The 22,842-nt window shown below is 56.4% G+C and carries 35 protein-coding genes; 34 read left to right on the top strand and 1 reads right to left on the bottom strand.

All coding sequences use genetic code 11. The annotated features are described in order from the left end of the window. On the top strand, positions 1-173 hold a 173-nt coding region (locus P2081_RS14335; RefSeq protein WP_490363270.1), incomplete at its 5' end, for an EF-Tu C-terminal domain-related protein. A gap of 133 nt (positions 174-306) precedes the next feature. On the opposite strand, the gene P2081_RS14330 is transcribed toward P2081_RS14335, so the two are convergent. Further along, positions 307-1,389: a Fic family protein gene (locus tag P2081_RS14330; RefSeq protein ID WP_278923541.1), complete on the bottom strand. Its 1,083-nt coding sequence runs from the start codon at positions 1,387-1,389 to the stop codon at positions 307-309. 407 nt (positions 1,390-1,796) lie between these two features. Between P2081_RS14330 and rpsJ the strand changes: the two genes are divergently transcribed. From rpsJ to P2081_RS14165, 33 genes are all read left to right on the top strand, one after another. Then, on the top strand, positions 1,797-2,111 hold the full coding sequence (rpsJ, locus tag P2081_RS14325; protein WP_232405462.1) for a 30S ribosomal protein S10: 315 nt from the start codon (positions 1,797-1,799) through the stop codon (positions 2,109-2,111). Positions 2,112-2,129: 18 nt separating this feature from the next. Next, positions 2,130-2,840, top strand: a complete 711-nt coding sequence (gene rplC, locus P2081_RS14320) for a 50S ribosomal protein L3 (protein ID WP_278923540.1) — start codon at positions 2,130-2,132, stop codon at positions 2,838-2,840. Next, positions 2,837-3,454, top strand: coding sequence for a 50S ribosomal protein L4 (gene rplD / locus P2081_RS14315; RefSeq protein WP_232405464.1), 618 nt, complete (start codon positions 2,837-2,839; stop codon positions 3,452-3,454). The genes rplC and rplD overlap by 4 nt, the downstream gene beginning before the upstream one ends. Then, a complete protein-coding gene (locus tag P2081_RS14310; protein ID WP_232405465.1) occupies positions 3,451-3,747 on the top strand; it encodes a 50S ribosomal protein L23 in 297 nt (98 codons plus the stop codon). Before rplD ends, P2081_RS14310 begins: the two co-directional genes overlap by 4 nt. 403 nt (positions 3,748-4,150) lie before the next feature. Beyond that, on the top strand, positions 4,151-4,957 hold the full coding sequence (locus P2081_RS14305) for a hypothetical protein (RefSeq protein WP_278923539.1): 807 nt from the start codon (positions 4,151-4,153) through the stop codon (positions 4,955-4,957). Between the two features lie 271 nt (positions 4,958-5,228). Further along, complete coding sequence (gene rplB, locus P2081_RS14300) at positions 5,229-6,071, top strand: 50S ribosomal protein L2 (RefSeq protein WP_232405467.1); 843 nt, start codon at positions 5,229-5,231, stop codon at positions 6,069-6,071. Positions 6,072-6,074: 3 nt separating this feature from the next. After that, positions 6,075-6,353 carry a 30S ribosomal protein S19 gene (gene rpsS, locus P2081_RS14295; RefSeq protein WP_008207545.1) on the top strand — a complete coding sequence of 93 codons (279 nt, stop codon included), beginning with the start codon at positions 6,075-6,077 and terminating at the stop codon, positions 6,351-6,353. A gap of 3 nt (positions 6,354-6,356) precedes the next feature. Further along, positions 6,357-6,737 (top strand): 50S ribosomal protein L22, encoded by a 381-nt coding sequence (rplV, locus tag P2081_RS14290; RefSeq protein WP_232405468.1) that lies wholly within the window; start codon positions 6,357-6,359, stop codon positions 6,735-6,737. Beyond that, positions 6,737-7,447: a 30S ribosomal protein S3 gene (gene rpsC / locus P2081_RS14285; protein ID WP_232405469.1), complete on the top strand. Its 711-nt coding sequence runs from the start codon at positions 6,737-6,739 to the stop codon at positions 7,445-7,447. Before rplV ends, rpsC begins: the two co-directional genes overlap by 1 nt. Positions 7,448-7,458: 11 nt before the next feature. After that, the gene (gene rplP, locus P2081_RS14280; RefSeq protein WP_278923538.1) at positions 7,459-7,872 is read left to right on the top strand and encodes a 50S ribosomal protein L16; all 414 of its coding nucleotides are present in this window, start codon (positions 7,459-7,461) and stop codon (positions 7,870-7,872) included. 151 nt (positions 7,873-8,023) lie between these two features. Then, complete coding sequence (locus tag P2081_RS14275; protein ID WP_278923537.1) at positions 8,024-8,644, top strand: 2OG-Fe(II) oxygenase family protein; 621 nt, start codon at positions 8,024-8,026, stop codon at positions 8,642-8,644. Between the two features lie 306 nt (positions 8,645-8,950). Then, a complete protein-coding gene (gene rpmC / locus P2081_RS14270) occupies positions 8,951-9,154 on the top strand; it encodes a 50S ribosomal protein L29 (RefSeq protein WP_009810825.1) in 204 nt (67 codons plus the stop codon). 12 nt (positions 9,155-9,166) lie between these two features. Then, entirely contained in the window at positions 9,167-9,397 is a 231-nt protein-coding gene (gene rpsQ, locus P2081_RS14265) for a 30S ribosomal protein S17 (protein WP_009810826.1), read from the top strand. 97 nt (positions 9,398-9,494) lie between these two features. Then, a complete protein-coding gene (rplN, locus tag P2081_RS14260) occupies positions 9,495-9,863 on the top strand; it encodes a 50S ribosomal protein L14 (RefSeq protein WP_009810828.1) in 369 nt (122 codons plus the stop codon). A gap of 2 nt (positions 9,864-9,865) precedes the next feature. Next, entirely contained in the window at positions 9,866-10,171 is a 306-nt protein-coding gene (gene rplX, locus P2081_RS14255) for a 50S ribosomal protein L24 (RefSeq protein WP_232405472.1), read from the top strand. After that, entirely contained in the window at positions 10,171-10,734 is a 564-nt protein-coding gene (gene rplE / locus P2081_RS14250) for a 50S ribosomal protein L5 (protein ID WP_232405473.1), read from the top strand. The genes rplX and rplE overlap by 1 nt, the downstream gene beginning before the upstream one ends. Before the next feature lie 22 nt (positions 10,735-10,756). Next, a complete protein-coding gene (gene rpsN, locus P2081_RS14245; protein ID WP_278923536.1) occupies positions 10,757-11,062 on the top strand; it encodes a 30S ribosomal protein S14 in 306 nt (101 codons plus the stop codon). A 13-nt stretch (positions 11,063-11,075) separates the two neighbouring features. Next, positions 11,076-11,468 (top strand): 30S ribosomal protein S8, encoded by a 393-nt coding sequence (gene rpsH / locus P2081_RS14240; RefSeq protein WP_122071980.1) that lies wholly within the window; start codon positions 11,076-11,078, stop codon positions 11,466-11,468. A gap of 13 nt (positions 11,469-11,481) precedes the next feature. After that, complete coding sequence (gene rplF, locus P2081_RS14235) at positions 11,482-12,015, top strand: 50S ribosomal protein L6 (protein WP_278923535.1); 534 nt, start codon at positions 11,482-11,484, stop codon at positions 12,013-12,015. Positions 12,016-12,026: 11 nt separating this feature from the next. Next, on the top strand, positions 12,027-12,386 hold the full coding sequence (gene rplR / locus P2081_RS14230) for a 50S ribosomal protein L18 (RefSeq protein ID WP_058335703.1): 360 nt from the start codon (positions 12,027-12,029) through the stop codon (positions 12,384-12,386). A 113-nt stretch (positions 12,387-12,499) separates the two neighbouring features. Next, entirely contained in the window at positions 12,500-13,069 is a 570-nt protein-coding gene (gene rpsE, locus P2081_RS14225) for a 30S ribosomal protein S5 (RefSeq protein WP_027241741.1), read from the top strand. Positions 13,070-13,081: 12 nt separating this feature from the next. Further along, entirely contained in the window at positions 13,082-13,270 is a 189-nt protein-coding gene (gene rpmD, locus P2081_RS14220; RefSeq protein ID WP_009810836.1) for a 50S ribosomal protein L30, read from the top strand. 243 nt (positions 13,271-13,513) lie between these two features. After that, the gene (locus tag P2081_RS14215; RefSeq protein ID WP_278923534.1) at positions 13,514-13,729 is read left to right on the top strand and encodes a DUF1127 domain-containing protein; all 216 of its coding nucleotides are present in this window, start codon (positions 13,514-13,516) and stop codon (positions 13,727-13,729) included. 290 nt (positions 13,730-14,019) lie between these two features. Then, positions 14,020-14,490, top strand: a complete 471-nt coding sequence (gene rplO, locus P2081_RS14210) for a 50S ribosomal protein L15 (RefSeq protein WP_278923533.1) — start codon at positions 14,020-14,022, stop codon at positions 14,488-14,490. 110 nt (positions 14,491-14,600) lie between these two features. Further along, complete coding sequence (gene secY / locus P2081_RS14205; protein WP_278923532.1) at positions 14,601-15,965, top strand: preprotein translocase subunit SecY; 1,365 nt, start codon at positions 14,601-14,603, stop codon at positions 15,963-15,965. Further along, entirely contained in the window at positions 15,962-16,609 is a 648-nt protein-coding gene (locus P2081_RS14200; protein WP_278923531.1) for an adenylate kinase, read from the top strand. Before secY ends, P2081_RS14200 begins: the two co-directional genes overlap by 4 nt. A 188-nt stretch (positions 16,610-16,797) precedes the next feature. Beyond that, positions 16,798-17,178, top strand: a complete 381-nt coding sequence (locus tag P2081_RS14195) for a hypothetical protein (protein ID WP_278923530.1) — start codon at positions 16,798-16,800, stop codon at positions 17,176-17,178. Positions 17,179-17,420: 242 nt separating this feature from the next. Further along, on the top strand, positions 17,421-17,789 hold the full coding sequence (gene rpsM / locus P2081_RS14190; protein ID WP_232405482.1) for a 30S ribosomal protein S13: 369 nt from the start codon (positions 17,421-17,423) through the stop codon (positions 17,787-17,789). A 16-nt stretch (positions 17,790-17,805) separates the two neighbouring features. Then, positions 17,806-18,195 carry a 30S ribosomal protein S11 gene (rpsK, locus tag P2081_RS14185; protein WP_232405483.1) on the top strand — a complete coding sequence of 130 codons (390 nt, stop codon included), beginning with the start codon at positions 17,806-17,808 and terminating at the stop codon, positions 18,193-18,195. 112 nt (positions 18,196-18,307) lie between these two features. Beyond that, positions 18,308-19,324: a DNA-directed RNA polymerase subunit alpha gene (locus P2081_RS14180; protein ID WP_009810844.1), complete on the top strand. Its 1,017-nt coding sequence runs from the start codon at positions 18,308-18,310 to the stop codon at positions 19,322-19,324. Positions 19,325-19,477: 153 nt separating this feature from the next. Beyond that, entirely contained in the window at positions 19,478-19,903 is a 426-nt protein-coding gene (gene rplQ / locus P2081_RS14175; protein ID WP_278923529.1) for a 50S ribosomal protein L17, read from the top strand. A gap of 172 nt (positions 19,904-20,075) precedes the next feature. Further along, complete coding sequence (locus P2081_RS14170) at positions 20,076-21,494, top strand: trypsin-like peptidase domain-containing protein (protein ID WP_278923528.1); 1,419 nt, start codon at positions 20,076-20,078, stop codon at positions 21,492-21,494. Between the two features lie 3 nt (positions 21,495-21,497). Next, on the top strand, positions 21,498-22,817 hold the full coding sequence (locus P2081_RS14165; RefSeq protein ID WP_278923527.1) for a replication-associated recombination protein A: 1,320 nt from the start codon (positions 21,498-21,500) through the stop codon (positions 22,815-22,817). The last annotated feature ends 25 nt before the right edge of the window (positions 22,818-22,842 follow it).

The following is a 22,842-nucleotide window of genomic DNA, read 5'->3' as shown; positions in this document are numbered from 1 at the left end:
TGACCGGCACCGTGACCCTGCCCGAAGGCACCGAAATGGTTATGCCTGGCGACAACCTGAAGTTCGACGTTGAACTGATTGCGCCTATCGCGATGGAAAACGGCCTGCGTTTCGCCATCCGTGAAGGCGGCCGCACCGTTGGTGCCGGCGTTGTGTCCAAAATCACTGAGTAAGGCCGAGTTTCCATAGGAAACTCTGGCCAGTGGTGACAGGTGATTTTCCCAACCGGGGAAATTGCCGAGAGCCACACAGGTGAATTCTACAAAAGGGCGCCCCAAGGGGCGCCCTTTTTCGTTATGTCTAGTACTACGTTTTCCCGTTCGACAGGAGCGCAACGAGGTCCATGTTGACATAATAGTTGTTGCGTCCCTCGGTAATCTTTTCCAAACCCAGATTTTCGTTCGCTGAAAGTTTGTCCAGGTAGTTTGTAGCTGTTGGTCTCGAAACACTGAGTTCGCGCATCACAAATTCGATACGTGTATATGGATGCCTAAACAGGTTGTTGATCAGATCCTGAGAGTAGATTTTCGGGTGTTCCGTTCTCACAACTTGTTTGAAATGCGCCATTTGAGCGCGTATTCCCTCAATCAGTTCGAGTGTTATCAGGGACGCTTCGGTGACTATGTCTAGAATGTAGACGATCCAGTTTTCCCAAGCGCCGGTGTCGCGAACATCTTGTAGAAGTCTGTAGTAGTCGGCTTTGCTGTTGTTGATCCCTCGACTCATATACAAAATGGGTATCCCAAGTAAATTTTCCTTGGTGAGGTAAAGTACGTTGAGAATACGCCCTATCCTACCGTTCCCATCTGGGAAGGGGTGTATGCTTTCGAACTGATGATGAATGATTGCCATCCGTATAAGAGGATCAATGTCGCTTTCTGCATTGATGTAGGCCTCAAGCAACCTCATTTGCTCTTCGATTACTTGTGCGTCCTGCGGAGGAACGTACACAATTTGACCTTGGTTGTTTTGTAAACCTGTTCCCGGCAGTTTTCGAAAGCCATCGTCTCGGTTCTTCAGCAGCCTGAACATTTCGACCAGTGTTCTGTTGGTTAGCAGTTCCGTCTCGCAGAGTCTTGTATACCCTAAGTGTAGTGCAGATTGGTACACGGCCACTTCTTTTGAGGGGCCGCTGATTGAGTTGTCTCGCGCAAAACTTGCTTTGAATAGTTCGTCATTTGTGGTGACAATATTCTCAATTTCGGAGCTGTCTTTTGCTTCTTGTAAGGAAAGGGTATCGATCAAAATGCCTTGATTTGGGATCACAGGTGCACGCCCTTTGACTTCAGCAAGGCTTCTCGTGGCTTTGTTGAGAGCTTTGAGGATTCGCAGGGTGTCGAAGTCGAATTCCGGCGGGAGCTGTGGGATTGTGTAAGTTTGTTTAAGCATGAGACCAAACGTGTAAAGAAAATTGAAAATAGTTTACATGAGTCTTGTCGTGTGTAAAGAGATTGTGGTTTGTGTTGCAATGGAGGCTGCAAGGTAAACGGTCCTCAGACAAAACGAAGTTGGCCTTGGAGTTGGCGTGTCGTTCGATTGAGACTTGTGCAAAACTTGTATGAGGCTTGTATTTGTTTGGATTGGCCGACCGTAACAATCTCCAAACCCACCGTCCGCCCCTTGGGCAACTGTTTCGCGCGCGAAACCTCTTGCTCCATGCGCCGTTCGGGCGTATAGGGCGCTAGTTCCCTGGTGGAACTGTAAGGCGGGGTGATTCCCGCCTTTTGGGTTCGATGAGGGTAAGCGGTGGTCGCTGCCCCTCCTCTCAACCTCAACGCCTAGATAAAGGCTGACTAATGCAAAGCCAAAATATCCGTATTCGGCTGAAGGCATTTGACTATCGTGTACTGGATTCCAGCACACAAGAGATCGTCAACACTGCCAAGCGGACCGGCGCGACTGTTCGCGGCCCGATCCCACTGCCCAACAAGATCGAGAAATTCACTGTTCTGCGTGGCCCCCACGTTGACAAGAAATCTCGTGACCAGTTCGAGATCCGTACGCACAAGCGTATGCTCGACATCGTTGATCCGACCCCCCAGACCGTGGACGCGCTGATGAAGCTCGACCTGGCCGCTGGTGTGGACGTCGAGATCAAGCTGCAATCTTAAGAACGGAGGGTATAAATAATGCGCTCTGGTATTATTGCAAAAAAAGTTGGCATGACTCGCCTGTTCTTGGAAGATGGTCAGCAGATCCCTGTGACCGTTCTTCACCTGGACGGCCTGCAGGTTGTGTCTCAGCGTACCGATGACAAGGACGGCTACACAGCTGTTCAGCTCGGTGCGGGTTCCGCAAAGGTTAAGCGCGTCTCCAAGGCGATGCGTGGTCACTTCGCGGCCTCCAAGGTAGAGCCCAAGCGTAAGCTCGTGGAATTCCGCGTGCCTGCTGATGCTCTCATCGAAGTTGGCGCCGAAATCTCGGCCGAGCACTTCCTGGAAGGTCAAAAAGTCGACGTGACCGGCACATCGATCGGTAAAGGTTTTGCCGGTGCGATGAAGCGCTGGAACTTTGGTGGTCTGCGCGCGTCGCACGGTGTTTCGATCTCGCACCGTTCGCACGGTTCGACAGGTCAGTGTCAGGATCCCGGCAAGGTTTTCAAAGGCAAGAAGATGGCTGGTCACATGGGTGCTGCCCGCGTTACCACACAGAACCTGGAAGTCGTCAAAACTGACGCTGACCGCGGTCTGGTCTTCATCAAAGGCGCCGTACCTGGTCCAAAATCTGGCTGGGTCACCGTCAAGGATGCCGTGAAGAAGAAAGCTCCTGAAGGTCTTCCCTTCCCAGCCGGTATCAAAGCCGCTGCGAGCGAAGCCCCTGCGGAAGGTGGTGAAGCATGAAACTTGATGTGATGAATCTCGACGGCAGCAAAGCTGGCGACATCGAGCTGAACGCCGATCTCTTTGGTCTGGAGCCACGTGCAGACATCCTGCACCGTGTGGTTCGCTGGCAGCGTAACAACGCACAGGCCGGTACCCACAAGGTAAAGACCCGTTCGGAAGTCAAATACTCGACCAAGAAGATCTATCGCCAAAAAGGCACCGGTGGCGCACGCCACGGCGCCCGCTCGGCACCGATCTTCCGCGGTGGTGGTATCTACAAAGGTCCCGTTGTGCGTTCGCACGGCCACGAGCTGACCAAAAAGTTCCGCAAGCTGGGTCTGCGTCACGCGCTGTCCGCCAAGGCAAAAGCCGGTGAACTGGTTGTGATCTCTGACGCTGCTGCCGAAGGCAAAACCGGTGCTCTGGCCAAACAGGTTGCAAACTTGGGCTGGAAACGCGCGCTGGTCATCGACGGGTCCGCAGTGAACGAAGGCTTCCTGAAAGCGTCGCGCAACATTGAAGGTCTGGATATCCTGCCGACAATGGGTGCGAACGTCTATGACATCCTGAAGCGGGACACCCTGGTTATCACCAAGGCCGGTCTCGAAGCACTGGAGGCTCGTTTGAAATGAACGCCAAGGCAGAACACTACGACGTGATCCGCAAGCCGATCATTACCGAGAAAACCACCATGGCATCCGAAAACGGTGCGGTTGTTTTTGAAGTTGCGATCGACAGCAACAAACCCCAGATCAAAGAAGCTGTTGAAAGCCTCTTTGGTGTGAAAGTGAAGGCGGTCAACACCTCCATCACCAAGGGTAAAGCCAAGCGGTTCCGCGGCCAGATCGGCCGTCGCAAAGACGTGAAAAAGGCCTATGTGACGCTCGAAGAGGGCAACACAATCGACGTGTCCACCGGACTCTGAGATCAGGTTCTTTTGAACTGACTAGAAAGGCCCTCGCTGCAAAGCGGGGGCCTTTTTTCGTTGGGGGCGTGCTATCGAGAGGGCGGTGCCTGACCCTAGTTGGGTGCGAAAGCGCTCGCTCAGTTTTTTATGGAAACCTTTGGTTTGAGCGGGAGAGGCTGCAGGGAAGAGTCCTGCGCGGAATCAAGGCCGCAGGCCGCCGCGCCAGCGCCGTCCCGCCCCTATGGGGCGGCGCTTTGGCAGGTGCCGCCTATGTCGGTGAGGTCGTACGGACTTGGCTGGAATAAAGTGCCAAACGCGCTGTTGAGGGCGCCACCCCGCGGGACGGCGCTGGCGCCCTCTCGTCTTTTTCAGTGTTGCTCTGTAGTTGTGAGTATAACAGGGGCGAACGAAAGAGTTGCAATTGGATATGGATGGTTTTTTTGGCTGGGCTTCGAAGTTGAGCGGAGACGTTTCATTTTTTGTCGCCCCGATTGTGCAACCTCCATCGGGGACATTTCTTGGTAACCTTCTGTCGGATGCTGCTCCTTCGTTACTAGGTGCTGTTGTCGGGGGTGGGATCGCCTTTTGTGTGGCTCGCTGGTCGTTTAACAGGGCTGCCGATACAGATGCCATGCGTCGCAAAGATGATCGGCTAAGTGTTGGGGCTGAGTCTGCATATTCTGGATATGTGAAATTGTGGCACTGGGTGAACCTTCTTGCCAACCAAAAAGCATTGATCGACGGTGCCTACGAATATGCGGAGAAATCAGGTCATCCAGTGCAAGAACCGTGTGATGTGGTGCCCGCATTTGTTGGTCGTTCGATTGAGCCGGATTTTCTGAAGCCCTGTGAGTATTCTTTTCTGGTAAAAGGGGGCGAGACGGACCTTATCGCGGACCTTCATCTGCTGGAGCAACGCGCGGCAAATACCGCATCGCTTATGCTTCAGTATCGCCAGCTCGCGATTGAATTCGAGCGTTGGCGCGAGGGCGTCACCATGCGGCGGGCTATCTTCGAAAATCGTGTTGTAGATGCCATTCCGCCGACCTTGGAGGGGGTTGCGCAGGGTAAGCGTGCCAACATGAATGAGATCATGAGAGCCATTCGGAAGGACTTGAACGATGATCTTCTTCACGGTGACAAGGTTGTGCAAAAGTTCATAGATGCATCGCATCGCCACCACGGGGACCACTTTCCCCACATGAAATTTTGCGAATCAGAGGGGTGATCACGGCCTGCGGCTATTGACCATTGCCAGCCACCCCCAACCCTGCTACATCCGCCCAATCCTACTGGCCTCAGATTCGTTCTGGGGCCGTATTCTTTGTGGGATTATTTGAGCTGGGGACCTTAGGGGCCCTAAAGACTGGCCACCTTAGTAGTCATTGTTCCATAGGGGCAGGCGGACGGGGGGCTTACACATAGCGGATCCAAAGACAACAACCTAAGGATCTGCAACGGTGGGGCAACCCATCGTAGCTAAACGGAAGACAGAAAGCATGGCACTCAAGTCGTATAAGCCGACGACGCCGGGCCAGCGTGGGCTGGTTCTGATCGACCGTTCGGAGCTTTGGAAAGGGCGTCCGGTTAAATCTCTCACTGAGGGTTTGACCAAATCGGGCGGCCGGAACAACACCGGACGGATCACTTCACGCCGCCGCGGCGGTGGCGCAAAGCGTCTCTACCGGATCGTTGACTTCAAACGGAACAAATTTGATGTTGCGGCAACCGTTGAACGGATCGAATATGACCCGAACCGGACCGCATTCATCGCACTGATCAAATACGAAGACGGTGAGCAGGCCTATATCCTGGCGCCACAGCGTTTGGCGGTTGGTGACAAGGTTATTGCCTCGGCAAAAGCCGACATCAAACCCGGTAACGCAATGCCCTTCTCGGGTATGCCCATCGGTACCATCATCCACAACATCGAGATGAAGCCAGGCAAAGGCGGCCAGATCGCCCGTGCTGCCGGGACTTATGCTCAGTTCGTTGGTCGTGATGGTGGCTACGCCCAGATCCGCCTGTCCTCGGGTGAACTGCGCATGGTCCGTCAGGAATGCCTGGCAACCATTGGTGCCGTGTCGAACCCAGACAACTCGAACCAGAACTACGGTAAAGCTGGCCGTATGCGTCACAAGGGCAAGCGTCCTTCGGTTCGTGGTGTTGTTATGAACCCGATCGATCACCCACACGGTGGTGGTGAAGGTCGTACCTCTGGTGGTCGTCACCCGGTAACCCCATGGGGTAAGCCGACCAAAGGTAAGCGTACCCGCAACAAAAACAAAGCGTCGCAAAAGCTGATCATCCGCTCGCGTCACGCCAAGAAGAAGGGACGTTAATTTATGTCTCGCTCTGTATGGAAAGGTCCCTTTGTCGACAGCTACGTGCTTAAGAAAGCCGAAGCTGCGCGCGAGTCGGGCCGCAACGAAGTCATCAAGATTTGGTCTCGTCGTTCCACCATTCTGCCCCAGTTCGTGGGTCTGACATTTGGTGTGTACAACGGTCACAAACACATTCCTGTCAACGTCTCGGAAGACATGATCGGTCAGAAGTTCGGTGAGTATTCGCCAACTCGTACCTATTATGGTCACGCCGCAGACAAAAAAGCGAAGCGGAAGTAAGTCATGGGTAAGGTACAAAACCCCCGCCGCGTGGCAGACAACGAAGCAATGGCGAAAACGCGCATGCTCCGTACCAGCCCGCAAAAGCTGAACTTGGTTGCCCAGATGATCCGTGGCAAAAAGGTTGACAAGGCGCTGACCGATCTGACCTTCTCGAACAAGCGTATTGCGCAGGATGTGAAGAAATGCCTTCAGTCCGCCATCGCCAATGCCGAGAACAACCACAACCTGGACGTCGACGAGCTGATCGTTGCCGAGGCCTGGGTCGGTAAGAACATGACCCTGAAGCGTGGTCGTCCACGTGCCCGCGGTCGTTTCGGCAAGATCTTGAAACCGTTCGCTGAGATCACCATCAAGGTGCGTCAAGTTGAGGAGCAAGCCTAATGGGACATAAAGTCAATCCGGTTGGCATGCGCCTGCAAATCAACCGCACCTGGGACAGCCGCTGGTACGCCGACACCAAAGATTTTGGTGATCTGCTGCTGGAAGACATCAAGCTGCGCGATTTCATCAAGGAAGAGTGCAAGCAGGCTGGCATCGCCCGCGTGATCATTGAACGCCCTCACAAGAAATGCCGTGTGACAATCCACACAGCACGTCCTGGCGTGATCATCGGTAAAAAAGGCGCTGACATCGAAGTGCTTCGCAAGAAGCTGGCCTCGATGACTGCTTCGGAACTGCACCTCAACATCGTTGAAGTTCGCAAGCCCGAGCTGGACGCGCAGCTGGTTGGTGAGTCCATCGCTCAGCAGCTGGAACGTCGTGTATCTTTCCGTCGCGCGATGAAGCGTGCCGTACAGTCTGCCATGCGTATGGGCGCCCTGGGTATCCGGGTGAACGTTGCTGGCCGTCTGGGTGGTGCTGAAATCGCCCGTACCGAATGGTACCGCGAAGGTCGTGTGCCGCTGCACACTCTGCGCGCCGACATCGATTACGCTCACAACGAAGCCATGACACCTTACGGTATCATCGGGATCAAAACCTGGATCTTCAAAGGCGAGATCATGGAACACGATCCTCAGGCACGTGACCGTAAAGCACAGGAACTCCAGGACGGCCCTGCACCTCGTGGTGCTGGTGGCGGTCGTCGCTAAGGAGAGAATAGATGCTTCAACCAAAGCGTACAAAATTCCGTAAAATGCACAAAGGCCGGATCAAAGGCGACGCCAAAGGCGGCTCCGATCTGAACTTTGGCACCTACGGCCTCAAGGCAACCACACCTGAGCGCGTTACTGCGCGTCAGATTGAAGCTGCCCGTCGTGCCATGACCCGTCACATGAAACGTCAGGGTCGTGTCTGGATCCGTATCTTCCCAGATACTCCAGTGACCTCCAAGCCCGTCGAAGTTCGTATGGGTAAAGGTAAAGGTTCCGTGGATTATTGGGCATGCAAGGTCAAACCTGGCCGCGTGATGTTCGAAATCGACGGCGTCAATGACGACGTCGCGCGCGAGGCCCTGCGCCTGGCCGCGATGAAACTGTCGGTCAAGACACGCATCGTGGTTCGCGAAGACTGGTAAGCCCAGTCGCAAGCGTAACAAAGATCAGGGGCGTACCTTCGGGTGCGCCCCTTTTTCGTGTTGGCACTTGGTGTTTTGCGCGCCCCGTCGCATTGCCGGGCCTTTGTGGATCGCCTATGGGAAGGGGGCAACCTGATTGTCGGAGACCGCCATGGCCCAGATAGAATCGCTTTTTGTGACCCGCCTTTACCGCGCTGCCCTGTCCGAGTTTGAACCCAGGATCGACGCGCAGGAAATGGAAACCTCCTGCATTGTCATCGCCGAAGATGACGAGGCCGGGCAGGACTGGTGCGAGGAGAACGGCTATCCCGGCTATACCTCCTATGCGTCTCTGACCGATCTGCCCTGGCGTTTCCCGATCTTTGCCGATCTGGTGAAAGCGCTGGATGCGCATGTGGCACATTTTGCCAAGGACCTGGAGTTTGATCTGGATGGCCGCAAGCTGGTGCTGGAGGATCTGTGGATCAACATCCTGCCCGAGGGCGGCATGCATGCGTCACACATCCACCCGCATTCGGTGATTTCCGGCACCACCTATGTGTCGATGCCAGAAGGCACCAGCGCCCTGAAGCTGGAAGATCCGCGTTCTGCGATGATGATGGCCGCCCCAGTCCGGGTGAAAGAGGCGCGGCGCGAGCTAAAGCCTTTTATCTACATGAAGCCCGAGGTGGGCGATGTGCTGCTCTGGGAAAGCTGGCTGCGCCATGAGGTGCCAATGAACATGGCGGAAGATGAACGTATCTCTGTTAGCTTTAATTATCGCTGGGAGTGAGCGCCGAACCACATAGTGGCAATCGTTCCGGGGGAACGATTGCGGGGCGAACGGGCGGAGCCCAAGGCAAGGTGTGCATCGTAGGGGCCGCGCCTCCCGCGGGGAGGGACGGGCGCGGCCCAACCTTTCCCTTGCCCCCACCCCCTATCTCCCCTATAGGGGCACATCGCTTGGGCTAAATTCGTCTTGGATTTGGCCCCGGTGATTCTTTCCTGCACCCTTGGGGCGCGGGGTTTTACATAACCCACCAGATAACAAGGTGACCCTCTCGGGGCCTTCTGGTGCTTTGGACAAGGAACAAAGGCGATGAACGCCAATGATCTGCGTGACAAGACCGTGGATGAACTCCGCGATGTGCTTGCCAACATGAAAAAAGAGAGCTTCAATCTCCGCTTTCAACAAGCTACCGGTCAGCTGGAAAACACTGCAGGCATCAAAGCGGCACGCCGCAATGCTGCCCGTGTGAAAACCATCCTGAACGAAAAAGCTGCAGCCGCAGCTGCAGAATAAGGAGCCTGACAGATGCCCAAACGTATTCTCACAGGCACCGTGACCAGCGACGCCAACGCCCAGACCGTAACAGTTTCGGTTGAACGCCGCTTCACGCATCCTGTTCTGAAAAAGACCATTCGTAAGTCCAAAAAATATCGGGCGCACGATGAGCAGAACGCTTTCAAGGTCGGCGATCAAGTTCGCATCATCGAATGCGCGCCGAAATCGAAAACGAAACGCTGGGAAGTTCTGACCGCTTAAGAGACCGTAAGGTCCCATAAGCGGCAAGCTGACCAGTTTGTCGAAACCCTGGGGGATACCAGCACGCATCGCTGCCCCATAGGTCGGGAGAAACCACATGATCCAGATGCAAACAAACCTGGATGTTGCTGACAACTCCGGCGCTCGCCGAGTTCAGTGCATCAAGGTTCTGGGTGGTTCCAAGCGTAAATACGCATCCGTAGGCGACATCATTGTTGTCTCGGTTAAGGAAGCCATCCCCCGCGGTCGCGTTAAGAAAGGTGATGTCCGTAAGGCCGTCGTCGTTCGCACCGCTAAAGAAGTCCGTCGTGCCGATGGTACTGCGATCCGTTTTGATCGCAATGCTGCCGTCATTCTGAACACCAACAACGAGCCCGTAGGTACACGTATCTTTGGCCCAGTTGTTCGTGAGCTGCGCGCCAAGAACTTCATGAAAATCATCTCGCTTGCTCCGGAGGTGCTGTAACAATGGCTGCTAAACTCCGTAAAGGTGACAAGGTTGTCATGCTGTCCGGCAAGGATAAGGGCAAAGAAGGCGTTATCGCCTCTGTTGACCCCCAGGCTGGCAAAGCTGTTGTTGATGGGCTGAACATGGCGATCCGCCACACCCGTCAGTCGCAAAACGAACAGGGCGGCCGTCTGCCCAAAGCACTGCCAGTCGATCTGTCGAACCTGGCTCTGCTGGACTCCAATGGTAAAGCAACTCGCGTTGGCTTCCGCATGGAAGACGACAAGAAAGTGCGCTTCGCCAAAACGACTGGGGAGACTGTCTGATGCTTGATAACGCAACCTACACTCCGCGTCTGAAAACTCTCTACAAGGACACCATCTGCGGTGCCCTGAAAGAAGAGTTTGGCTACAAGAACGACATGCAGCTGCCAAAGCTGGAAAAAATCGTTCTGAACATTGGCTGTGGTCGTGCTGCTGTCCGTGACAGCAAAAAGGCCAAATCGGCTCAGGCTGATCTCTCTACCATCGCTGGCCAGAAAGCTCTGACCACCGTGGCAAAGAACTCCATCGCTGGCTTCCGCGTTCGCGAAGGCATGCCGATGGGCGCAAAGGTAACTCTGCGCGGCGACCGGATGTTCGAATTCCTCGACCGTCTGATCACCATCGCGATGCCCCGTATCCGTGACTTCCGCGGCGTATCGGGTACCTCCTTTGACGGCCGTGGCAACTACGCCATGGGTCTGAAAGAGCATCTCGTGTTCCCAGAAATCGATTTTGATAAAATCGACGAAAACTGGGGCATGGATATCGTGATTGCCACCACCGCGAAAACCGACGCGGAAGCAAAGGCGCTGTTGAAAGCTTTCAACATGCCCTTCAATAGCTGAGCGCGGGAAGGATAGTAGAGACATGGCTAAGAAAAGCATGATCGAACGCGAGAAAAAGCGCGAGCGTCTGGTGGCAAAATATGCCGCTAAACGCGCCGAGCTGAAAGAAATCGCGAATGACGAATCCAAGTCGATGGAAGAGCGTTTCAAAGCGCGTCTGACACTGGCTAAACTGCCGCGGAATTCTTCGGCAACTCGTCTTCACAACCGTTGCCAGCTGACTGGTCGTCCTCACGCTTACTACCGTAAGTTGAAGGTCAGCCGGATCGCGCTGCGGGACCTGGGCTCGAACGGCCAGATCCCCGGTATGGTGAAATCGAGCTGGTAAGGGAGAGACAGATATGAACGATCCTATCGGCGATATGCTCACCCGTATTCGTAACTCGCAAATGCGTGGCAAATCCACCGTAAGCTCCCCAGCGTCAAAGCTGCGGGCTTGGGTTCTGGATGTGCTGGCAGACGAGGGTTATATCCGCGGCTACGAGAAATCCACTGACGAACGCGGCCATCCGGCGCTGGAAATCAGTCTCAAGTACTACGACGGCGATCCTGTCATTCGTGAAGTGAAGCGGGTTTCCAAACCTGGCCGTCGCGTTTACATGGGCGTCAATGACATCCCGTCGGTCCGTCAGGGCCTGGGCGTGTCGATTGTCTCCACCCCCAAGGGTGTGATGTCGGACGCAAACGCACGCGCAGCCAACGTTGGCGGCGAAGTGCTCTGCACCGTCTTCTAAGGAGGCCTAATCGATGTCCCGTATTGGTAAGAAATCGGTCGAACTGCCCAGCGGTGTTACCGCGAGCGTTTCCGGCCAAAGCGTTGAAGTCAAAGGCCCCAAAGGGACCCGCAGCTTCACCGCCACCGACGATGTCACAATCACTGTTGAAGAAAACGCAGTCTCGGTCACGCCTCGCGGCATGTCCAAGCGCGCGCGTCAGCAGTGGGGCATGTCCCGCACCATGGTTGCCAATCTGGTAACCGGCGTGACCACCGGCTTTAAGAAAGAGCTGGAGATCCAGGGTGTGGGTTACCGGGCTCAGATGCAGGGGAACACCCTGAAGCTGAACCTGGGCTACAGCCACGACGTCGAATTTGTTGCTCCGGAAGGTGTTACCATCACCGCGCCGAAGCAGACTGAAATCGTTGTGGAAGGTAACGACCAGCAGCAGGTGGGCGAAGTAGCGGCGAAAATCCGCGACTGGCGCCGTCCCGAGCCCTATAAGGGCAAAGGCATCCGCTACAAGGGCGAATTTATCTTCCGCAAGGAAGGCAAGAAGAAGTAAGGACCAGCAAAATGGCAAACAGCAAACGTACCCTGTTTCTGAAGCGTCGCCTGCGCGTCCGGAACAAACTTCGCAAGGTCAACGCTGGCCGTCTGCGTCTTTCCGTCCACCGTTCGAACAAGAACCTCTCGGTTCAGCTGATCGACGATCTGGCAGGCAAGACACTGGCGTCCGCATCGACCCTGGAAAAAGATCTTGGTTTTGTAGGCAAGAACAACATCGAAGCAGCAACCAAAGTGGGTTCGGTTATCGCCGAGCGTGCCAAGGCGGCTGGCGTCTCTGAGGCGTATTTCGATCGTGGTGGCTTCCTGTTCCACGGCAAGGTGAAGGCTCTGGCCGACGCTGCGCGTGAAGGCGGCCTCAAGATCTAAGGACTTGCGGGCGGCGATATCGCCGCCCCGATGATCCGGGGGGCGCGTCTTCGGGCGCGCCTCACCAGGATTGGAACAATTGGCGCCAGTCGCCACACACAAAGGAATGCTTTATGGCAGAACGTGATAACCGCCGTGGCAATCGTCGCGACCGTGATGAGACACCTGAATTTGCGGATCGTTTGGTTGCGATCAACCGTGTATCCAAAACTGTAAAAGGCGGTAAGCGCTTTGGTTTTGCAGCACTGGTTGTTGTTGGTGACCAAAAGGGCCGTGTTGGCTTTGGCAAAGGTAAAGCCAAAGAAGTACCTGAAGCCATCCGTAAGGCCACTGAACAGGCCAAGCGTCAGATGGTTCGTGTACCTCTGAAAGAGGGTCGTACCCTGCACCACGACATCGCAGGCCGCCACGGCGCCGGCAAAGTTGTAATGCGGACCGCCCCTGAAGGTACCGGTATTATTGCTGGTGGTCCAATGCGTGCAGTTTTCGAAATGCTCGGCGTCAAAGACGTTGTGTCCAAATCGATCGGCTCGCAGAACCCCTACAACATGATCCGTGCAACCATCAACGGCCTGACCAAAGAGCAGAGCCCTCGTTCGGTTGCTCAGCGTCGTGGTAAAAAGGTCGCCGACATCCTGCCCAAGCGGGACGAAGCACCTGTTGCTGAAGCAGCAGAAGCGTAAGGAGACGGACAGATGGCTAAAACAATCGTTGTTAAGCAGATCGGTTCCCCGATCCGCCGCCCCGCCGACCAGCGCGCAACGCTGATCGGTCTGGGTCTGAACAAGATGCACAAGACACGTGAACTTGAAGATACCCCTTCGGTTCGCGGCATGGTTCGTAAGGTTTCTCACATGGTTGAGATCATCGAAGAGCGCGACTAAGCCGCTCTTTGATTGACCAAATGAAAGGCGCTTGGGGGAAACCCTGGGCGCCTTTTTCCGTTTCGCGGTTTTTCCGTGCCGCTGACTGCGGCGAACAGCGCGCGAGCCTATGCGCTGGACGCATGGCGGGTCGACCAAGCGGGGCGTTGTTTTTCCTGAAATCAATCCTTTATTGCAAACTCACCTAACAAGGTTTGAACAAAGATCGGGAAATGGGTTCCGGTCGCTACAAGGAAAAATACCATGGCACATGTCTATAACACTGCCTCCAATCAGATTACTCTCTTTGCCCGCCTGCGTGGGCTGCTGCGCGATATTGGCGCCCGCTGGGCCCTGGCCCGTGACTACAAGCGCACCTTTTCCCAGCTTGACCGGCTGACCAACCGCGAGCTTGCCGATATTGGCGTGCGCCGTTGCGACATCGCCGATATTGCCCGGCGCCACGTCTACGAGCTCTAACTCAAACATCTGTGGCCTGATGCGTCCTCCAACTGGGGACATTGCAATCGCCTCTGCACAGCGCAGGGGCGTTTTGCATTTTGCCTTGCCATGGCCATCGCGCTAAGATGACTGGGTGAGACCCGCAGCCTGTCCTCTGGTGCATTGGCACGCTTGGGGCTTGATCCGGTGGGGCAGGGCAGCTATACGCCTGCGGTGGCCTCTCGAGGTCATGGAATCACATTTTTAACATGCCGTGGTTGTCCCTGTTTTCCGCTTCTGGGGGCACATCCGGCGATAGGAGAAGCGAAATGAAACTTCACGAACTCAGCGACAACCCAGGTGCCGCCAAGAAACGCATGCGTGTTGCCCGTGGCCCCGGCTCTGGCAAGGGTAAAATGGGTGGCCGTGGTATCAAGGGTCAGAAATCCCGTTCGGGTGTGTCGATCAACGGCTATGAAGGCGGTCAGATGCCTTTGTACCAACGTCTGCCTAAGCGTGGCTTTACCAAGCCAAACCGCAAGGCCTTTGCCGTGGTGAACCTGGGCCTGATCCAGAAATTCATCGACCTGGGCAAATTGGACGCTGCGTCGATCACCGAAGACAGCCTGGTTGCTTCGGGTCTGCTGCGCCGCAAAAAAGACGGTGTTCGGGTTCTGGCCAAGGGTGAATTCACCGCAAAAGCGACCATCACCGTGACAGGCGCATCCGCCGCTGCTGTTGACGCAGTTGCAAAGGCCGGTGGCGCATTGACCGTGGCAGAAGCAGCCGCAGCTGAGTAACGGCTTGTGAGCGGCGATAATGCCGCTTACACATGTCATCAGTTTTCCAGTACGCCGTCCGAGCCGGAAAAAGGTTCCGGGCGGCGTTTTCGCAAAAAGAGACCCATTTCATGGTATCAGCAGCAGAACAAATGGCAGCGAACACCAGCTGGTCCGCACTTGGCAAAGCCACGGATCTGCGCAATCGCATCTTGTTTACGCTTGGCCTTCTGATCGTTTATCGCCTTGGCACCTTTATTCCGGTTCCAGGCATCGATTCAGGCGCATTGCGTGACTTTATGGAAGCGGCGGGGCAGGGCATTGGCGGCATGGTGTCGATGTTCACCGGTGGCGCCCTTGGCCGTATGGGCATCTTTGCCCTGGGCATTATGCCCTATATTTCGGCCTCGATCATTGTCCAGTTGCTGACCTCGATGGTTCCGGCGCTTGAGCAGCTCAAAAAAGAGGGTGCCCAGGGCCAGAAGAAAATCAGCCAATACACTCGTTACGGCACCGTACTTCTGGCTACGGCCCAGTCCTATGGGCTGGCGGTCTCGCTGGAAGCGGGGGATCTGGCGACCGATCCGGGGATGTATTTCCGGCTGGCCTGCATGATCACTCTGGTCGGCGGCACCATGTTCCTGATGTGGCTGGGCGAGCAGATCACCCAGCGCGGGTTGGGGAATGGTATTTCGCTGATCATCTTTGTCGGCATCATCGCCGAGGTTCCGGCCTCTATCGCGCAGTTCTTTGCCTCTGGCCGTTCCGGTGCGATCAGCCCAGCCGTGATTATCGGTGTGATCCTGATGGTGATCGCGGTGATCATGTTTGTGGTGTTCATGGAACGCGCCCTGCGCAAGATCCACATTCAGTACCCCCGCCGCCAGGTTGGCATGAAGGTCTATGACGGCGGGTCTTCGCATCTGCCGGTCAAGGTGAACCCAGCAGGCGTGATCCCGGCGATTTTTGCCAGTTCGCTGCTGCTGCTGCCAACCACGATTTCTGCCTTTTCGTCCGGCGCGACCAATGGGCCGGTGATGTCCTGGATGCTGGCCAACTTTGGCCCCGGTCAGCCGCTGTACCTGCTGTTCTTTGTCTCGATGATCGTGTTCTTTGCCTATTTTTATACCTTCAACGTGGCCTTCAAGCCCGAAGATGTGGCGAATAACCTGAAGAACCAGAACGGCTTTGTGCCTGGCATTCGCCCCGGCAAAAAGACCGCTGAATATATCGAATATGTTGTGAACCGTGTCCTGGTTCTTGGCTCGATGTATCTGGCGCTGGTCTGCCTGCTGCCCGAGGTGCTGCGCGGCCAGTTTGCCTTCCCGGTCTATTTTGGCGGGACATCGGTGCTGATTGTTGTCTCTGTGACCATGGATACCATCCAGCAGGCGCAAAGCCATCTTCTGGCGCACCAGTATGAAGGCCTGATCGAGAAGAGCCAGCTGCGTGGGCGCAACAAGAAGCGTGCAAAACGGGGGCCATCTCGTCGATGACCAATATTATTCTGTTGGGGCCACCCGGCGCTGGTAAGGGGACGCAGGCGCGTCAGCTTGTCGAAAGCCGGGGCATGGTTCAGCTCTCGACCGGGGATATGCTGCGCGAAGCGCAGGCCGCCGGGTCCGAGATGGGCAAGAAAGTCGCAGAGGTCATCGCCCGCGGTGAGCTGGTGACAGACGATATCGTCATTGGCCTGATCCGCGAGAAGATTGCCGAAGGCGCGGAGGGGGGCTTTATCTTTGACGGCTTCCCGCGCACCCTGGGCCAGGCCGATGCACTGGGCGAGTTGCTGGCAGAAATGGGTCTGACCCTGGATGCCGTGATCGAGATGGCGGTGGATGACGGCGCCCTGGTGGCGCGCATTACCGGGCGCTCTACCTGCGGTGGCTGCGGAGAGGTCTACCACGATCAGACCAAGCCCTGGCCCGCCGATGGCAAGTGCGGCAACTGCGGTAGTTCGGATGTAAAACGCCGTGCGGACGACAATGAGGAGAGCCTCAAGACACGTCTGATGGAGTATTACAAAAAGACTTCGCCCTTGCTGGGCTACTACTATGCCAAGGGCGATCTGCGCTCTGTTGATGGGTTGCAGGCCATGGAGGCTGTCGCTGCGGATATCGCAGCGGTGCTGGAGGCCTGAGGTCGCACCGCGACCATCTTGACGAACGTGATTGAGGAGCCTGCGGGCTCCTTTTTCTTTTGCGAAGACGCATTCCCCCCCCCCAGCCGCTGGCAAGATCGCCTGCGGTTGGGGGAAGCGCTTTACAGTAAGGGGGCGAAAAGGGTTATATCCGTGTTCACCCATCCATTTCCAAAAAGGTTTCTGCCGTGAAGCTCATCTGTTCGATACTCTGCTTTACCACCCTTGCGGTTTCTGCCCAGGCGCAGGATCTTTATGTCGATAGCCCCGAGGGCTGCGATATTGTCATGTCCAACCCTGACGGGGTGCTGGACTATGCGGGCGAAGGTGGAATGATCCTTGAAGAGACGGGCTATAGCTCGTTGGAGTATTTCTGCAGCTTCACCCCCAAAGCGCTGTACCAGTGGCAGGTCTATGATGTGACGACGCATGTGGGGCACTGTGAAATGCCGGGGCCGGAATATGTGCCGCAGTTGTTCACCATCGTGCGCAACCCGGATGAGCCGGGCGTCATCTCCATTTACACAGGAGACCCAGAGCCGATCCGCTTCTACGGCTGCTCATCCTGAGGCCAATTTGCTGAAAAGCCCGCATTTTGAGGAAAAGAAGCCCGATGCCCCCTTGACGGGTTGACGCTCTGTCTGATTCCTCATACGCAAGCCCATCCCTTTGCGGGATGATTCCATGTGGGCGGATTCTTTGCCTGCATGACCACCTCAAAATGCTGGACTGCGCGGCCCCGTCGCCCTGGTCAAGCGTTGTGAAAAAAGGTTCTGGGACTACGGAACCGCAACGAAAAGGAAAGTGACACGTGGCACGTATTGCCGGCGTAAACATTCCCGCTGCTAAGCGGGTACCTATCGCCCTCACATATATCACCGGAATCGGAAACACCTCGGCCGCGACCATCTGCGAAGCCGTTGGCATTGACACGGCCCGCCGTGTGAATGAACTGTCCGACTCTGAAGTTCTGTCCATCCGTGAATATATCGATGCAAACTTCACCGTTGAAGGTGACCTGCGTCGTGAAGTTCAGATGAACGTCAAGCGTTTGATGGACCTGGGTTGCTACCGCGGCCTGCGTCATCGTCGTAACCTGCCCGTTCGCGGCCAGCGTACCCACACCAACGCTCGTACTCGCAAAGGTCCTGCAAAGGCCATTGCTGGTAAGAAGAAGTAAAGGGAGGGTTTGATCAATGGCACGCGATAAGACTCGTACTAAGAAAAAAGAGCGCAAGAACATCGCCACAGGCGTTGCTCACGTGAACTCTTCGTTCAACAACACCAAAATCCTGATCTCTGATGTTCAGGGTAATGCGATTGCATGGTCCTCTGCTGGTTCCATGGGCTTCAAAGGGTCGCGTAAATCGACACCCTATGCTGCTCAGATGGCTGCAGAAGATGCAGGTAAGAAAGCGCAGGATCACGGTGTGAAGACCCTCGAAGTCGAAGTTCAGGGCCCCGGTGGCGGTCGTGAATCGGCGCTGCGCGCTCTGGCCGCAGTTGGGTTCAACATCACCTCGATCCGCGACGTTACACCTATGGCGCACAACGGCTGCCGTCCGCCAAAGCGCCGTCGCGTTTAATTTCGAGCATTACGCTGGGGCTCTGCTTGTTTGCTGAGCCCCAGTCCGTCATTTTAAACCTCGGGCGTCTGCACCTTCGGACATGAGGTACAGACAGGAATGGAGGGACTGCATGATCCATAAAAATTGGGCAGAGCTGATCAAGCCTACGCAGCTTGAAGCTAAGCCGGGCAACGATCCCGCACGTCAGGCAACAATTATTGCCGAACCACTGGAGCGCGGTTTTGGCCTGACGCTTGGCAACGCACTGCGTCGTGTTCTGATGAGCTCGCTGCAGGGGGCTGCAATTACATCCGTACAGATCGACAATGTTCTGCACGAATTCTCCAGCGTTGCAGGCGTACGTGAAGACGTCACCGATATCATCCTCAACCTGAAGGGTGTTTCGCTGCGCATGGAAGTCGAAGGCCCCAAGCGCCTGTCGATCAACGCCAAAGGCCCAGCTGTTGTTACCGCCGGTGACATCTCTGAGTCCGCAGGCATCGAGGTTCTGAACCGCGAGCATGTTATCTGCCACCTTGATGATGGCGCCGACCTGTTCATGGAACTGACCGTGAATACCGGCAAGGGCTATGTCTCTGCCGACAAGAACAAGCCAGAAGATGCACCCATTGGTCTGATCCCAATCGATGCGATCTATTCGCCGGTGAAAAAGGTGTCTTATGACGTTCAGCCCACCCGTGAGGGCCAGGTGCTGGATTATGACAAGCTGACCCTGAAAATCGAAACAGACGGTTCCGTTACGCCTGATGACGCGCTGGCCTATGCTGCGCGGATCCTGCAGGATCAGCTGTCGATCTTCGTCAACTTCGAAGAACCCGAATCGGCGAACCGTCAGGACGAAGACGACGGTCTTGAGTTCAACCCGCTTCTGCTGAAGAAAGTGGACGAACTGGAATTGTCTGTCCGGTCTGCAAACTGCCTCAAGAACGACAACATTGTCTACATCGGCGATCTTATCCAGAAGACCGAAGCAGAAATGCTGCGCACGCCGAACTTTGGCCGCAAGTCGCTGAACGAGATCAAGGAAGTGCTGTCTGGCATGGGTCTGCACCTCGGCATGGACGTCGAGGACTGGCCACCAGACAACATCGAAGATCTGGCTAAGAAATTCGAAGACACGTTCTAAGAATTTCCCGGCGCTACGAATTTAAGGGCAGGCTCTGGTCTGCCCTTAACCAATGCCCGCACTGGCGGGGAAAGATGGGCAGACGCCCCAAGGAGAGCAGCTGACACGCATCGGCTGACAGACAAAGCAAAACGCGAAAGAAGGAATTAGACAATGCGTCACGCACGTGGTTACCGCCGCCTCAACCGTACTCATGAGCACCGTAAGGCCCTGTTTGCAAACATGGCTGGCTCGCTGATCGAGCACGAGCAGATCAAAACGACTCTGCCAAAGGCAAAAGAATTGCGCCCCATCATCGAAAAGATGATCACCCTGGCAAAACGTGGCGATCTGCACGCCCGTCGTCAGGCCAATGCGCGCCTGAAAGAAGACCAGTATGTCGCCAAACTGTTTGACGTGCTTGGCCCCCGCTACAAAGACCGTCAGGGCGGCTACGTTCGCATTCTGAAAGCGGGCTTCCGCTACGGTGACATGGCGCCTATGGCGATCATCGAATTTGTCGACCGTGACGTTGCTGCCAAAGGCGCCGCCGACAAGGCCCGCCTCGCTGCAGAAATCGAAGCTGCCGACGCAGAATAAGATTTCCTACCCCAACTGTGGGTTTGAAATTGGCCCCCGTCTGGTTTCAGGCGGGGGTTTTTCGTTGTCCGGCGTTTCTGCCGATGATGTGCCGGCGTCGGCATTGTCTCAGTGCTTGCAATCCGGGGTGCGGCTCCGCATATCCTGAGGGATCACAATTCTCGGAGGTCCCATGGTCCGCGCAGTCCTTTCGTTTCCCAAGGTTCTGACCCTTGCGTTCATAGCCGCTGTGGTGCTGTTGCCTTTGGCTTCGGTCAGTGCGCAAACGCGCGTGCCGCAATCCCAGGCGGAAATTTCGCTGGGCTTTGCGCCCTTGGTGAAACAGGCGGCCCCGGCTGTGGTGAATATCTATGCAAAGGTGGTGCGCCAGACCCAACAGCGTTCGCCTTTCATGAATGATCCGTTTTTCGACGACTTCTTTCGCGGTTTCACCAGCCCGCGACCCCGCGTCGAAAGCTCGCTTGGCTCTGGCGTCATCCTGTCGGCGGATGGCATCGTGGTGTCGAACTATCATGTGGTGGGCATGGCCACCGAAATTCGCGTCGTGACCACGGATAAACGCGAATATGATGCGCAGGTGGTTCTTGCAGATCAGGCCAGCGATCTGGCGATCCTGCAACTGGATGGCGCTGCGGATCTTCCGTTCCTGGCGCTGCGCGATAGTGACAAGGTTGAGGTCGGCGAACTGGCTCTGGCGATCGGCAATCCCTTTGGGGTGGGCCAGACCGTCAGCAGCGGTATTGTCTCGGGCCTGGCGCGCAGTGGCACCGCCTCTGGCGAAGGTTTTGGCTATTACATTCAGACCGATGCGCCGATCAATCCGGGCAATTCGGGCGGGGCGCTGATTGACGTGAACGGCGATCTCATTGGCATCAACACGCGTATTCTCAGCCGTTCTGGCGGGTCCAACGGTATTGGCTTTGCCATTCCTGCCAATCTGGTGCGCGAATTTGTCAAACAGGCGCATGATGGCGCCGAGGCCTTTCAGCGGCCCTGGGCCGGGATGACGGGCCAGCCGGTGGATGCGGATCTGGCAGGATCGCTGGGGATGAACTTGCCAGAAGGCATGGTGATTTCCGAACTTCACCCCAAGAGCCCCTTTGCCAAGGCCGGGTTCGAGGTTGGCGATGTGATCACCGAAGTGGATGGCGAGGTGGTGAATTCCCCCTCTGAGATGGTGTTTCGCATGTCTGTGGCCGGGTTGAACGGTATTTCCGAAGTCACCCGGCTGCGCGGTGACCAGCGTGAGACGCTCATGGTTGAAATGTATGCCGCCCCGAATGATCCGCCAGGTGAATCGCTGGTGATGACTGAAGACAGCGCCCTTCCGGGTTTTACCGTCGGGTTGATCAATCCGGTCGCCATCGTGCGGCTGCAACTGCCGCTCTCGGCCAGCGGCGTTGTGGTGCTGGATCCTGGCCCCTTTGCCGGGCGCGCCGGGGTCAGGGCGGGCGATATTCTGATGGAGATCAATGGCGCTTTGGTTGCGGCGCCGACGGATGTGCCGCGCCTGCTGGAAGAGGCCGGACGCCGGGTTCGATTTGATTTGAACAGGCGGGGCCAGCGGGTCAGCCTGCATATGCGGCGCTGATCCATGGCTGATCTGTTTGGCAGCGCACCCGACACTGGGACAGATCCCGCAGGGGATGTGAACCGGCCCCTGGCCGACCGGCTGCGCCCGCAGAGCCTGGGAGAGGTGATCGGTCAGGCACAGATTCTGGGGGAGGAGGGGCCTCTGGGGGTGATGCTGTCGTCCGGGTCGCTCTCCTCGTTGGTGTTCTGGGGGCCGCCTGGGGTGGGCAAAACCACCATTGCCCGGCTGTTGGCCCGTGAAACGGATCTGCACTTTGTTCAGATTTCGGCGATTTTCACTGGGGTGCCAGAACTGCGCAAGGTGTTCGAGGCGGCCAAGATCCGCCGCCAGAATGGCCAGGGCACCCTATTGTTCGTTGATGAAATCCATCGCTTCAACAAGGCGCAGCAGGATGGTTTTCTGCCCTATATGGAGGATGGCACCATCCTTCTGGTTGGGGCCACCACCGAAAACCCCTCGTTTGAGCTGAACGCGGCGGTGCTGTCGCGGGCGCAGGTGCTGGTGCTGGAACGTCTGTCGCTGGCCGATCTCGAACGGCTGACCCAGCGCGCCGAACAGGACCTGGGCCGCGCCCTGCCGCTGAGCGGTGAGGCGCGCGACGCCCTGCAAGAGATGGCAGATGGTGATGGGCGGGCCTTGTTGAACCTGATTGAACAGGTCGCGGCCTGGCAGGTGAAGGCTCCTTTGGGACGCGAGGCCCTGGCGACCCGGCTGATGCGGCGCGCCACCAAATACGATAAATCCGGTGATGAGCACTACAATCTGATCTCGGCCCTGCACAAATCCATTCGCGGATCGGACCCGGACGCCGCCCTGTACTGGCTGGCGCGGATGCTTGAGGGCGGGGAAGACCCTCGGTTTCTGGCCCGCCGCCTGACCATGATGTCGACCGAGGACATTGGCCTGGCGGATCCGCAGGCCAATACGGTGTGTCTGAACGCCTGGAATACCTATGAACGGCTTGGCAGCCCCGAGGGCGAACTGGCGCTGGCAAATGCCGCAGTCTATCTGGCGCTCGCACCCAAATCCAATGCGGTCTATGTGGGCATCAAGGCGGCCCGCCGCCTGGCCAAGGATACCGGCAGCACCCCACCACCCAAGCATATCATGAATGCGCCAACCAAGCTGATGGCCGAACAGGGTTATGGCGATGGCTATGCCTATGACCACGACGCCGAGGATGGGTTTTCGGGGCAGAACTACTTTCCCGATGGGGTCAAGCGACCGGTGCTGTATCGACCGGTCGAACGCGGGTTTGAACGGGAATTGAAACGGCGCAGTGCCTATTTTGCCAAACTGCGTCAGCAGCGAAACTCCTAGGGCCAGGACCCATCAACCCTGCGCT

This window comes from Pseudophaeobacter profundi (genome assembly GCF_029697505.1).
GTDB lineage: Bacteria > Pseudomonadota > Alphaproteobacteria > Rhodobacterales > Rhodobacteraceae > Pseudophaeobacter > Pseudophaeobacter profundi.
The sequence above is the reverse complement of the archived record's forward strand: the minus strand, read 5'-3'. Positions and strand labels throughout refer to the sequence as shown.